Origin of the sequence: Klebsiella sp. w6 (genome assembly GCF_033100215.1) — a bacterium.
GTDB lineage: Bacteria > Pseudomonadota > Gammaproteobacteria > Enterobacterales > Enterobacteriaceae > Klebsiella > Klebsiella variicola.
The window spans coordinates 2,659,342-2,671,769 of sequence record NZ_CP136907.1; the positions used below are offsets into that span (position 1 = coordinate 2,659,342).

The 12,428-nt window shown below is 60.5% G+C and carries 14 protein-coding genes; 3 read left to right on the forward strand and 11 right to left on the reverse strand.

Going from position 1 to position 12,428, the window contains the following annotated elements; genetic code table 11:
- Positions 1–123 precede the first annotated feature (123 nt).
- Positions 124–738, forward strand: a complete 615-nt coding sequence (gene gstA / locus R0140_RS13095) for a glutathione transferase GstA (RefSeq protein ID WP_032735650.1) — start codon at positions 124–126, stop codon at positions 736–738.
- Positions 739–786: 48 nt separating this feature from the next.
- On the opposite strand, the gene R0140_RS13100 is transcribed toward gstA, so the two are convergent.
- The 6 genes from R0140_RS13100 to R0140_RS13125 form a co-directional block, all read right to left on the reverse strand.
- Positions 787–1,101: a PTS sugar transporter subunit IIB gene (locus tag R0140_RS13100; protein WP_008804820.1), complete on the reverse strand. Its 315-nt coding sequence runs from the start codon at positions 1,099–1,101 to the stop codon at positions 787–789.
- Positions 1,102–1,366: 265 nt separating this feature from the next.
- On the reverse strand, positions 1,367–2,641 hold the full coding sequence (gene fabF, locus R0140_RS13105; RefSeq protein ID WP_008804821.1) for a beta-ketoacyl-ACP synthase II: 1,275 nt from the start codon (positions 2,639–2,641) through the stop codon (positions 1,367–1,369).
- Positions 2,642–2,660: 19 nt separating this feature from the next.
- A complete protein-coding gene (locus R0140_RS13110) occupies positions 2,661–4,223 on the reverse strand; it encodes a DHA2 family efflux MFS transporter permease subunit (RefSeq protein ID WP_015958439.1) in 1,563 nt (520 codons plus the stop codon).
- Entirely contained in the window at positions 4,220–5,263 is a 1,044-nt protein-coding gene (locus tag R0140_RS13115) for an HlyD family secretion protein (RefSeq protein ID WP_004179962.1), read from the reverse strand. The genes R0140_RS13110 and R0140_RS13115 overlap by 4 nt, the downstream gene beginning before the upstream one ends.
- The gene (locus R0140_RS13120; protein ID WP_043875249.1) at positions 5,247–5,804 is read right to left on the reverse strand and encodes a winged helix-turn-helix transcriptional regulator; all 558 of its coding nucleotides are present in this window, start codon (positions 5,802–5,804) and stop codon (positions 5,247–5,249) included. Before R0140_RS13120 ends, R0140_RS13115 begins: the two co-directional genes overlap by 17 nt.
- Positions 5,801–5,932 (reverse strand): hypothetical protein, encoded by a 132-nt coding sequence (locus R0140_RS13125; protein ID WP_162493317.1) that lies wholly within the window; start codon positions 5,930–5,932, stop codon positions 5,801–5,803. The genes R0140_RS13120 and R0140_RS13125 overlap by 4 nt, the downstream gene beginning before the upstream one ends.
- Positions 5,933–6,129: 197 nt before the next feature.
- Here R0140_RS13125 and asd point away from each other — a divergent pair, with 197 nt between their 5' ends.
- Positions 6,130–7,248, forward strand: coding sequence for an aspartate-semialdehyde dehydrogenase (gene asd / locus R0140_RS13130; RefSeq protein ID WP_032735648.1), 1,119 nt, complete (start codon positions 6,130–6,132; stop codon positions 7,246–7,248).
- A 37-nt stretch (positions 7,249–7,285) separates the two neighbouring features.
- Here the strand turns inward: asd and R0140_RS13135 are convergent, their stop codons facing one another.
- The 5 genes from R0140_RS13135 to hpxW all read right to left on the reverse strand — a co-directional run bounded on the left by R0140_RS13135 (position 7,286) and on the right by hpxW (position 11,353).
- Positions 7,286–7,708 (reverse strand): GNAT family N-acetyltransferase, encoded by a 423-nt coding sequence (locus tag R0140_RS13135; protein WP_317704043.1) that lies wholly within the window; start codon positions 7,706–7,708, stop codon positions 7,286–7,288.
- Positions 7,709–7,793: 85 nt separating this feature from the next.
- Positions 7,794–8,180 carry an oxalurate catabolism protein HpxZ gene (hpxZ, locus tag R0140_RS13140; RefSeq protein WP_002905421.1) on the reverse strand — a complete coding sequence of 129 codons (387 nt, stop codon included), beginning with the start codon at positions 8,178–8,180 and terminating at the stop codon, positions 7,794–7,796.
- Positions 8,177–9,574, reverse strand: a complete 1,398-nt coding sequence (locus R0140_RS13145) for an AtzE family amidohydrolase (protein WP_032735647.1) — start codon at positions 9,572–9,574, stop codon at positions 8,177–8,179. The genes hpxZ and R0140_RS13145 overlap by 4 nt, the downstream gene beginning before the upstream one ends.
- Entirely contained in the window at positions 9,571–9,756 is a 186-nt protein-coding gene (gene hpxX, locus R0140_RS13150) for an oxalurate catabolism protein HpxX (protein WP_032735643.1), read from the reverse strand. Before hpxX ends, R0140_RS13145 begins: the two co-directional genes overlap by 4 nt.
- Positions 9,757–9,766: 10 nt before the next feature.
- On the reverse strand, positions 9,767–11,353 hold the full coding sequence (hpxW, locus tag R0140_RS13155; RefSeq protein ID WP_012541682.1) for an oxamate amidohydrolase: 1,587 nt from the start codon (positions 11,351–11,353) through the stop codon (positions 9,767–9,769).
- Positions 11,354–11,532: 179 nt separating this feature from the next.
- On the opposite strand from hpxW, the gene hpxU reads away from it, so the two are divergent.
- Positions 11,533–12,372 carry a MurR/RpiR family transcriptional regulator HpxU gene (gene hpxU, locus R0140_RS13160; protein ID WP_008804829.1) on the forward strand — a complete coding sequence of 280 codons (840 nt, stop codon included), beginning with the start codon at positions 11,533–11,535 and terminating at the stop codon, positions 12,370–12,372.
- Positions 12,373–12,428: the final 56 nt, after the last annotated feature.

A 12,428-nucleotide genomic window follows, 5' to 3' on the forward strand; every position in this document is an offset into this window, starting at 1 on the left:
CAGTAGCTCAGCTAATAGTTCTTTTCTATATCATTAATTTTACAGTGCGATCGGCGTTAAATACAGTGTGCTAAGGATCGTGCAGGACGTTGTCCGACGGCTTTACACATTAACGGAGACGAGATGAAACTTTATTACGCGCCAGATACCTGTTCATTATCACCGCACATCGTGCTGCGCGAGCTGAACCTTGAATTTGAACTGGTGAGAGTCAACAACAGAAGCAAGATCACCGCTGATGGTCGCGACTTCCTCACCATTAACCCTAAAGGGTATGTTGCTGCGCTTGAGCTGGATGATGGGCAGATCCTCACAGAGGGGCCAGCGATGATGCAGTACCTCGCCGATCGTAAACCCGAATACGGCCTGGCGCCACGCGCGGGCAGTTGGGAAAGGGTGCGCCTGCAGGAATGGCTTAACTTTATCACCAGTGAAATACACGCGGGTTCGGCGCCGCTGTTTAACTCCGCGCTGCCGGAAGACGTCAGAACGATGTTCCGGGACAAGCTATTCCGACGCTTCGATTTTCTGCAGACGACGCTCAGCGAAAAAACCTATCTGACGGGGTCATCCTTTAGCGTGGCGGATGCCTACCTCTTCACGGTGCTGGGATGGTGCAAATTCTTCGCTATCCCACTGGATCGCTGGCCAGCGCTATCGTCGTACATGGAAATAATAAATGCCCGTCCTGCTGTACAGGCGGCATTACGGGCTGAAGCGTCTCAACAGGGCAGGTAGAAGGCGACATGCGTAGAGAAGGCCGCACAAGAGAGGCGGCCTTTGGTGTCAGATTGCCAGTTCAGGCATCTGCGCCATCACAAACGCGAAAACTTTTTCCGCGTCGAGTGAGGCATAGGGCAGACTTTCAATCACCGCAATAGAACGAGCGTCGCCAACAATCCCTCTTATCTCCGCGACCTTATACTGAATATGCGGCGCAATGAGAAATCCGTCGAAAGCGGGCGCCACGCTGGCAAAATTTTCCAGGCCCACTGCGCTGACAATGAGAGGATGGCCCTTTTTTTCCGCCAGTAACTGTATCTTTTTGGCGAGAGAATTGGCAGTGTTGCCAAACAAACAACATATCAGAAGCTTCTTCATGGTTTTACCTCCTGAGACTGAATTTCAGGATATGACTCGCCATGCGCATAAAATGAGCGCCACCTCATAATTGCGTGAAGAATTCATCATGATGTTGCTGACCTTTCTGGCAAAGATGACCGATAGCGAAGATCTTGATAAAGGTCACTGCCACGCCGTGGCGGCGCTTCGTCGTCTGCTGTGCCAGAAGAGGGAGATCAGTGACTGAGTAGGGTGTCCGGGTGGAAATCCCCCGCCGGCCAGTGCCGGCGGGGGGAGTTGACGATTATTCCCAGCGTTTCAGCAGCAGGCTGGCGTTAACGCCGCCAAAGCCAAAACCGTTCGACAGCGCGTAACGCATCTTCTGCGGGCGGGCCTGCAGCGCCACCAGATTGAGACCTGCCGCCTCTTCATCGGGGTGATGCAGGTTCAGCGTCGGCGGCACCACCTGATCGCGCAGGGCCTGAATGGTGAAGATGGCCTCGATCCCGCCGGCCGCGCCTAACAGATGGCCGGTGGCGGATTTCGTCGAGGTAATGGCGACCGGATGGGCGCCAAACAGCGTTTTAATCGCCGCCAGCTCACCCTTGTCACCGACCTGCGTTGAGGTGGCGTGGGCGTTGATATGGTCAATCTCGTCGACGGTCACCCCGGCCTGGCGAATAGCGGTCTCCATGGCCCGACGCGCGCCGTTACCATCTTCCGGGCCCGCGGTCAGGTGATAAGCATCTGCGCTGGTGCCGTAGCCGACCAGCTCGGCCAGCGGCGTGGCGCCGCGCGCCAGCGCGTGCTCCAGAGATTCGATCACGATAAGCCCCGCGCCTTCTCCCATCACAAAACCATCGCGGTCACGGTCAAAGGGGCGGGAAGCGGCTTCCGGCTGGTCGCTGGAGGCGCTGGACAGCGCCCTTGCCGCGGCAAACCCGGCCAGGCTAACGCGATGAATCGCCGCTTCCGCGCCGCCGCAGAGGGCGATATCCGCCTCGCCGCTGCGGATCATCCGCGCCGCATCGCCAATGGCCTGGGCGCCAGCCGCACAGGCGGTGACCGGCGCGCCGATGGGCCCCCGGAAACCGTGGGCGATAGACACATGCCCGGCGGCCAGGTTGGCCAGAAAAGAGGGGATGGTGAACGGCGAGAGGCGACGCGGCCCGCGTTCATCGGTGGTATGTACCGCATTGGCGATCTCGCTGAACCCGCCGATCCCGGTGGCGATCACCGTGGCGGTGCGTTCCTGTTCGGCCTCGGATGCTGGCGACCAACCGGCCTGGGCCAGCGCTTCGCGGGCGGCGACCAGCGCAAACTCAATAAAGCGATCCATCTTTTTGCGCTCTTTCGCCGGGATGGTCGCCAGCGGGTCGAAGCCGTGCAGCGGATCGCTGTCAATGGACGGCACCTGTCCGGCCACTTTGCAGGGAATATCCGCGACCAGCTGCTCGCTGAGTCGGGTGATCCCTGACTTTCCTGCCAGCAGCGACTGCCAGACGTGCTGTACACCGCAGCCCAGCGGGCTGACAATCCCCATCCCGGTGACGACAATGCGTTTAACGGAAACGCCCATAATTAACTCTCCTGTAGTATCAGTGTGCCGGCGGCTTTTTCATCAAGGGAACCAGCAGCGCGGCAAGCAAAAAACCCATCATGATGAGGTAGAAAGCATCGGAAAATGCCTGGGTTCGCGCCTCCCGTAGCGCCAGCGCGGAAAGATTTTTCAGCGCCGCCGTCTGCGCGGCATCCGGCGAGATCCCCTGGACGGTGAAGTTTGCCGCGCTGCGCTGAACAAAATCGCTCATTGCCAGGTTGGCGTTATTCAGATGGTCTGCCAGGCGGCTGTAGTGCAGATTGGTTCTGTCGTTAAGCACCGTGCCGCACAGGGCGATGCCGATGGCGCCCCCGAGGTTGCGCATCAGATTAAACAGCCCGGAGGCCAGCTTCAGGCGCGCGGGCGGCAGGCTGCCCAGCGTCAGGGTCACCGTTGGCGCGACGGCAAACTGCTGCGCCAGTCCACGAAAGGCCTGCGGGAGCAGCAGCTGGTCCGCCCCCCAGTCGTGGGTGATCGGAACAAAGCTGTACATCGACACCGCAAAGCCGATCAGCCCGGCCATCAGTAGCCAGCGCAGATCGACGCGGTTGGCGAGCCACGAATAAAACGGAATAGACATGACCTGGAACAGGCCGGTGGAAAATACCGCCAGACCGATCTCCAGCGCACTGAAACCGCGCACGCTCCCCAGATACAGCGGGGTTAAATAGATGGTGGCGAAGATGCCGACGCCGGCCATAAACGAGAAATAGCAGCCGAGGCTGAAGGTTCGATCCTGCAGGGCGCGGAGATCCATCACCGGCTGCGGATGGCGCAGGGTGCGGATAACAAAGGCCACGCCGCAGAGCAGGGCGACCCAGGCGGTGGTCGTCAGGGTCGCGTCATCAAACCAGCCCCAGCGCGGACCTTCTTCGAGGGTATATTCCAGGCAGCCGAGGGACAAGGCCAGCAGCAGAATACTGAGATAGTCGGCGCCGCGCAGCAGAGTGGGGTCGGCGCTGTCTACTTTTACCAGCAGCGGCACTGCCACCGCGATGTAAATCCCCGGAACCACGTTGATAAAGAACAGCCAGTGCCAGTTGTAGTTTTCGGTGATCCAGCCGCCCACCGTTGGACCCAGCGTAGGGGCGAGGGAGGCCAGGCCGCCGATCGTCGCCGCGGCAATAACCCGCTGTTTGCCCTGGAAAAAGGCGAAAGCGGTGGTGAACACCAGGGGGATCATCGACCCGCCCGCCAGTCCCTGCAGGGCGCGGAAGGCGATCATACTCTGGATGTTCCACGCCCAGCCGCACAGCAGGCTCATCAGCGTGAAGCCCGCCGCGGAAGCGGCAAACAGCCAGCGGGTCGACATGACCCGGGCCAGCCAGCCGGAAAGCGGGATAATAATGATCTCGGCGATCAGGTAGCTGGTTTGTACCCAGACGGTTTCATCGTCGCCCGCCGACAGGCCGCCGCCAATATCCCGCAGCGAGGCTGAGACGATCTGGATGTCGATAAGGGCAATAAACATCCCCACGCACATGCTGGCGAAGGCGAAGATCTTCTTCGCCGTCGGCATCGACAGACCCTGCGGGGCGGACAGCGCCTGAACGGTGCTCATCGAGGGCTCTTTTCGTTCACGGTGACGATCACCGACAGTCCCGGGCGCAGGACGTCAAGCTTTGCCCCGTCACCTTCCAGCGCAATGCGGACCGGCACCCGCTGCACGATTTTAGTGAAATTCCCGGTCGCGTTCTCCGCCGGCAGGATGCTGAAGCGTGAGCCGGTCGCCGGCGCCAGGCTGGCGACATGCCCCTTAAAGGTATGGTTCGGCAGCACATCGGCGACGATGGTCACCGGCTGGCCGGCACGCATATGCGCCAGCTGGTTTTCCTTGAAGTTGGCGTCAATCCACAGGCCGTGCGCGGGCACCAGGGAGAGCAGCTGCGTACCGCTGCTGACGAAGGAGCCGGACCACGCGCGGCGGTTGCCAATCACCCCATCGAACGGTGCGCGAATGTCGGTATAGCTGAGGTTCAGCCTGGCCATCTCGAGGTTAGCCTGGGCCTGCGCCAGGGCAGCCAGGATTTGCTGCTGGCGAGCATCCAGCACCGCCAGCTGACGTTCGGCCACGGTTTTATCCGCTTTGGCCTTCTCCTGCTCGGCGTGCGCCCGGCGATAATCGGCGGAGGCGTTATCGCGGATCTGTGCGGAAATCGCGCTCGACGCGGCCAGGGCGTTATAGCGTCGGTTGTCGTTAGCCAGTTTTTCGGTTGCCGCCGTGGCGGCCAGTAACGAGGCTGCAGAGCCGGCAATGGTCGCCTGCTGAAGCTGGCGGGTAGCCTGAATATCGGCCAGCGCGGCCTGCTGCGCCGCCACTTCTCCGGCGGCTTTCGCGAGGGCGGCGCGATAATCGCGGTCGTCAATGCGGATCAACAGGTCACCTTTTTTCACCGCCATATTGTCCTGCACCGCCAGCTGCTGGATATAGCCGGAGACTTTGCTGGAGATGGCGCTAATGTCGCCGCCGACATAGGCATCATCGGTGGTCTGCATAAAGCGCCCGGTATGCCACCAGTAAGCGCCGTAGCTCGCTGCCGCCAGGGCGGCAGCGCCCAGGGCCGCCAGGACAAGAATATTTTTCTTACTGGTCGGATTCATTGCTGGCATCTCTGTAAGGTTCAGGCTGGAATTTTTGCCCGCTATCGCCTTCGCGTTTGCGCAGCAGATATTCATGACGATATTTCATCAGCGGCGAGGCGGCGGGGCCCGGCACCATGGCGTATTTACCCGGAATAATCTCTTCCCTGGTCGCTTTATCCACCATGACTGGCTCCACCCGTCGCTGGGTGGCGGTTTCCACCAGCTGCATCTGACGGCCTTCGGGGGCGAAGTGGCGGTTACCCCATTCCGCCAGCGCCAGCAGCACCATGCGAAAATCGCGGCCGCGTTGCGTAAGGTGGTATTCGTAGCGCGGCGGGGTGCTGCTGTAGCACACCTTCTCCAGCAGCCCGTCGTCGACCAGCGCCTTCAGGCGGCGCGACAGAATATTGGGCGCGACGTTGCTGCTTTTCTGGAACTCGTCAAAGCGGGTAAAGCCCGCGAAGGCGTCACGCAGGATCATGATGCTCCAGCTGTCGCCGATGCGGCCAAGGCTGCGGGCGATGGGGCAGGGAGCGTGGCAAAGCGGTTCATTTTTCATGGGCTGTCCAGTAACCAGGTGGCTTTTGCCAGCAAATTGACATAGTCACTATCAAAATGCAAGTTACTCTTCATGGTACCCAGAGAAGAAGCCGCACTCGTTTCGCTACGCGGTTTCTTCCTTTGAATGCCGAAAAGAGGGACAGTCTCCGCCGCCACCTTATTCCTGCTTTATCGTAATAAGAGATAAAAATCGCTGATGGCGGATGAAACATTTTAATAATGATAGAAATCGATATGGTGGGTAATGACCTTTATTGGGGGATGCGATATAAAGTATGGTGAAATGCAAATTAACATTCTCATAACTTATAAAGGTTAAATAAATGAAGCAGGTGGGTATTGTTGGCTGGCGGGGAATGGTAGGCTCTGTATTACTGCAAAGAATGATCGAAGAAAATGATTTCGACGATATTTCAGCGCATTTTTTTAGTACCTCAAGTGCGGGCGGTGTGGGCCCGGTTATTAATGGTAAAAGCGACATCCTGAAAGATGCGAATTCCCTTAGCGCCCTCGCCGAAATGGATATCATCATCACCTGTCAGGGCGGGGATTATACCAAAGCCATCTATCCAGCGTTAATTAACCATGGCTGGCAAGGTTACTGGATTGACGCCGCTTCGGCGCTGCGGATGGATGAAAAAGCCTGCATTATTCTCGACCCGGTAAACCGCGATAATATCGATCGTGCCGTGAAAGCGGGAGTGAAACTGTTTGTTGGTGGCAACTGCTCCATTACGCTGAGCCTGATAGGGCTGGCCGGGCTGATCAAGGCTGACCTGATCGAATGGATGAGCGTGATGACCTATCAGTCTGCCTCCGGAGCGGGCGCCAAACAGGTGCGGGAATTAATCGCGCAAAGCGCTTATATCAGTCAGCATTTATCTGCGGATGAACTGACGGCATCAGGTTCAGTACTGCCATTGGTAAATAAAGTGAGTGAGCTGATTAACAGCGCGGGTATGCCGGTGGAGAATTTTGGCGTTCCTCTGATGGGAAGCATCATTCCCTGGATCGACAGCGATTTAGGCGATGGAAACAGCCGTGAAGAATGGAAGGGCGAGGCGGAAACCAATAAAATTCTTGGCCTTGCGCCCGGCACCATTCCGGTCAATGGCTTATGCATTCGGGTCGGCGTGATCCGCTGCCACAGCGCTGCCATTACCCTTAAACTTAAACGTGAGGTCAGCGAAGCGGAATTCGCTGAGTTAGTCACCCATTCCCATCCATGGGTAAACTATATCCCCAATAATAAGCAAGAGAGTGTCAGTAAATTGACCCCGGCTGCTATTAGTGGTTCGCTGCAGGTAGGAATTGGCCGCTACAAGAAAATGTCGTTAAATAATGAACCCGTCTACTCGGTGTTAACGGTTGGCGATCAGCTACTGTGGGGTGCGGCGGAACCCCTGCGCCGCATGTTAAATATCCTGCTGGGCAAAATATAGTTACGGTCATCCGGGGAAAGCCCTCGCGCGCAGGCGGTTAAGACAAATGTTTAACGAAGCGTTTGCGGACCTCCTTGTAGCCGTTATTTTCATAAAATTGATGCGCTCTGATTCTTTTTTCACTGCTTGAAAGTTCGATCTGAGCGCATTGTTTATCGCGGGCGAGGCGCTCTGCGGCATGGAGAAGTTGCTGGCCTATCCCTGATCCACGTGACGATTCCTCGATGACCAGCGCGGAAATTAATGCCCATAAACGGTTCTCATGTACCGGTAAAATAAAATTGATAACGATTACGCCACACACGGCGTTTTCTGTTTCCGCCACCAGCGCACTCATCATACTCTGCGGGGCAGTGATGCGTTGCTCTAAGGTCGCCGTCTCCGTCTGATAGCCCAGTTGCAGAAATAGCGTTTTCAGCGAGGGGATATCTTTTGATTCAGCCGCTCTGATGAACACCATGGTCTTCGACTCCAAATAGCGTGTTACCGGACCGGAAGCGGGCCGGTGGATACCTTATTCTCCGGTCCGCTCCCGTATACGCCACTCAGTCCATCAGACTGACCTGGGCGGCGACAATGCGCCAGCCGTAGGGGAAGCGTACCCAGGTCTGCTGCTGGCGGCCCAGGCGGGCGCTGCCTTCGCGGGTGAACTCGGTGCTGCACACCGCCATATCCGCGCCAAAGGTAGTAATGGTGGTATGGCGCAGATCGCGGGCCAGACCGGCGGCGGGGCGGGCGGCGCGAAAGGCGCGGATCGCCTCGATGCCATACAGATTTTCGCCGGCTCCCAGCCGTACGGTGCGCGGGTCGTGCCAGAACAGCGCATCCAGCGCCTCGATGTTATTGCTGACCAGCGCCTCTTCATACTGATAAAACGCCGCCGTCACCTCGGCGAGGATCGCCGGGCGGTCTACATTGTCCAGATTGATCATGCTGCACTCTCCGCCACTCGGGCATCGGTAATGCCCATCGCTTCCAGCGCCCGCGCGGCGCGAAGACAGGCTTGTTCGTTAAACGGCGCGGCAATCAGCTGCAGGCCAATCGGCTTACCGCTGGCGGTACGCAGGGGCACGGTCACCACCGGCAGACCGAGGAAGGAGATCGGCTGCGTCAGCATTCCCATGCTGGCGCGCACCGGCAGCGGCTGGCCGTTAATTACCATCTCCTCCGCGCCTATCGGCGTGGCGCTGCATGGGGTGGCGGGGGCGATCAGCACGTCGGCCTGGCTGAACAGGGATTTCATTGCCTGGCGAGCATGACGGCGAAAACGCTGAGCCTGCAGATACCATGCGGAGGGGATCATCGCTCCGGCAAGCAGCCGCTCGCGGGAGTGAGGTTCAAAACGCTCTGGCGAGTGGCGAAGATCCGTCAGGTACTGATTGCCGCCTTCGCTGGCGCTGATGATAAAGGCCGCCGAGCGGGCCAGCGCGGCATCCGCGAACTGCAGCTCGCTGTCGGCGCCCAGCGCGTGGGCGACCCGATCCACGGCCGCCCGGGCGTCGTCATCGCACCAGGTGGTGAAATAGCCGCCCAGCCGCGCGCAGCGCAGCCCCTCCAGTCCGCGCTCCAGCAGATTACCGGTGCGCTCGCTGGCTTTATCAGCCTGAAAGTCATCGGCCGGGTCGCGCCCCTGCAGGGCGTCATACACCGCGGCGAGGTCGGCCACCCGGCGGGCAAAAGGACCAATATGATCCAGACTGGCGACAAACGGATGGCTGCCAGAGCGCGAAAGGCGACCGAAAGTGGGTTTCAGGCCAAAGATCCCGCACAGCGACGCGGGGACGCGGATCGAGCCGTTGGTGTCGCTGCCGAGGCTGAAATGGACCAGCCCGGCCGCCACCGCCGCGGCCGAACCGCCGGACGATCCGCCGGCGATCCGCGACAGATCGTGCGGATTGCGCGTCGCGCCATAGTGGCTGTTTTCAGTGGTAAAGCCGTAGGCGTAGGCGTCCATATTGAGCATCCCGCTGAGCAGGGCGCCGGCGCTGTGCAGCTGGCGCACCGCCCAGCTGTCGCTGGTCGCCGGCGGCCGGTCGCTCAGCAGTTCCGCCCCGGCGAGGGTGGTATGCCCGGCGACATCAAACAGATTTTTCACTGCGTAAGGAATCCCTGCCAGCGGCGGCAGGGGGCGCTTTTCCCGGCGCAGGGCGTCGATGCTGTCGGCCTCCGCCAGCATGCGCTGGGCGGTGACCTCGGTCCAGGCGTTGATCTGCGGATTCGCGCGGGCGATGTCGTCCAGCGTCTGGCGGGCGATCTCCCGGGCGCTGAGTTCTCCCTCGTGCAGCGCACGCTGGAGCTCGGCAATGGTGAAGGGATGAAGAGTCATGCTTTATACACCCCCGCAATCTCCTCGCGCGACCCGAGGGGATAGTCCATCAGCGGCTGCGCCATGGCGGCGATGCGGGCAAACTGGCGCTCCAGCTCTTCACGACGCGGCGCATCCAGCTCCATATCCAACAGGTGAGTCATCTGCGTCAGATACTCGCTCCAGTTAGGCTGTGTGGTCATAGTCTGCTCCTTAGTATCCGGCGGCGGCGCCGTTGCTGCGTGGATCGGTCGCCCCTTCAAGCAGGCCGTTGGGATGGCGGACAATGGCGCCGGCGTGGCCCATCGCTTCGCTGAAATCAGCCAGCACTTCCACTTCGTGCCCCAGCTCGCGCAGGCGCGCGATACAGGCGGGGGCAAAGCGTCCCTCCAGTTTCAGTGAATCGGAGGACTGGCCCCAGGTGCGGCCCAGCAGCCAGCGCGGACGGGAGATGCTCTCCTGCAACGGCACCCCCTGCAGGATATAGCGAGTAAACAGCGCCGCCTGAGTTTGCGGCTGACCGTCGCCGCCCATCGAGCCATAGACCATCACCCGGCCATCGTTCAGGCGGGCGGCGGCAGGGTTGAGGGTATGGAATGGCTGTTTGCCAGGGGCCAGCGCCAGGAGATGCTGCGGATCGAGGCTGAAGGCCGCCCCGCGGTTTTGCCAGACGATCCCGGTGTCCGGGAGCACCACGCCGCTGCCGAACTCGTGATAGATACTCTGAATAAATGACACTGCCAGTCCGCTGTTATCCACGACGCCCATCCAGACGGTATCGCCCGGGCCTTTGCCGCGGCCCCAGGGGGAAGCGCTGGCGTCGTCGATGCTGTCGGCCAGCGGCTGCAGGGCTTCCGGGGTGAGCAACTGCTGTACATCCACATCCAGATGGCGTGGATCGGTGATATGCGCATCGCGCAGGGCAAATGCCCGCTTGGTGGCTTCGACAATACGGTGCACTGTTTGCGCGTCGTCGGCATCGGCCATGTTCAGGCGGTCGGTGATGCCAAGGATCGCCAGCGACACCAGTCCCTGCGTCGGCGGCGCAAGATTCCACAGCGTGCCCTGCTGGTGCTGGAGCGTCAGCGGCGCCGGACGCCGGGCGCGGTGGGCCTGCAGGTCGCCGAGGGTGATCGGCATCCCCAGCGCGGCCATACCCTGCGCGAGACGCTCGGCCAGCGGCCCGCGATAGAAACTGTCGAGACCGTCGCTGGCCAGCATGCGCAGGGTACCGGCGAGGGCGGGCTGGCGAAAGCGGCTGCCGGGCCGCGGGGCCTCGCCTGATACCAGCCAGGTTTCGCTGAAGCCCGGCTGATGGCGCAACTCTTCCAGTTTGCTGGCGGTGGCGTGGGCTTGCGAGGCGGTGACCGGAATACCGTCTTCGGCATAGCCGATCGCATCGGCCAGCAGGCGGGCCACCGGCAGCGCGCGGCCGGTTAAGTCCCGTGAAATACGCAGCGCCTCGTCCCAGCCGCTGACGGTGCCGGCGACGGTCAGCGCGGCCTGCGGTCCCCGGTGGGGAATATGCTGCTGTCCGGCGTAGGCCTCGAGGGTCGCCAGCGATCCGGCCGCCCCGCTGGCGTCAATGGCGATGGGGTCTCCCTCAGGCGGTACGATCAGCCAGAAGCCATCACCGCCGAGGCCATTCATATGGGGATAGACGACGGCGATGGCCGCCGCGGCAGCCACCATCGCTTCAATGGCGCTGCCGCCCTCGCGCAGGATCGCCAGCGCGCTCTGACTGGCGAGGTGATGGGGGGCCACCGCCATGCCGTGGGTCGAAACGTTGCTACTGTGCATAAATTATCCTTTCTGAACGAATCACCCGCAGAACACTGCAAAAGCTGTTCCATCTCTGAACGTTTCGTTTCATTGATAAAAACAATGACCAGAATTTTCCCACTGGCACGCTATGTGTAAGGCATAGCAGATACAGTATGATGAGGGATGGATGATGAAACGAAAGTTACAGGGGCGCTATGCAACAACTCGATGAACGACTGAAAGGGCAATACGCCTCGCTGTCGCCGCAGGAGCAGCGGGTGGCGGATTTCATCTTTGACCACTTTGATGACCTGATAAGCTACAACAGCGCCGAGCTGGCGCAGCTGAGCGGCGTGTCGAAAGCCACCGTCAGCCGGCTGTTCAAGCGCCTCGGTTACGACAAATATAAGGATATGCGCGATGAACTGCGCACTCTGCGCCAGAGCGGGATGCCGCTCACCGACCAGCGCGACGCGGTGCAGGGTAACACGCTGCTGGCGCGCCATTATAAGCAGGAGATGGCGAATCTCACCCAGTGGGTCAACGCCCTCGACGCCCGCCAGTTCGCCGAGGCGCTGACGGCGATGGTGGCCGCGCGCCGCATTGTGGTGGTGGGGATGCGTAACGCCTATCCGGCGGCGCTGCACTTGCGCCAGCAGCTGCTGCAGGCCCGCGGCCAGGTGCTGGTGCTGCCCCAGCCGGGCCAGAGCCTTAGCGAAGAGCTGGTCGATCTGACCGCCGATGATCTGGTGGTAATGATGGCGTTTCGCCGCCGGCCGCGAATAGTACGCCCGCTGTTGCAGCAGCTGCAGCGCGACGGGGTGCCGGTCCTGTTAATGTGCGAGCCGCAGGCCCACAGCCTGTTTCCGCTCTCCCGCTGGCAGCTCTGCGCGCCGCTGGACAGCGTCTCCGCCTACGACAGCTATGCCTCGGTCAACAGCCTGATTAATCTGCTGGCCAATGCCTTTCTCCATGAAACGCTCGACAGCGGTCGTCCGCGCATCCACGATATCGCCACGCTTTATCAGCAACTGGACGAGCTGGAACAACGCTAATGGGGCGCCAGCGTGGTGCTGTGCATTATTATGGTGCAAGAAAAACCACGTGATGG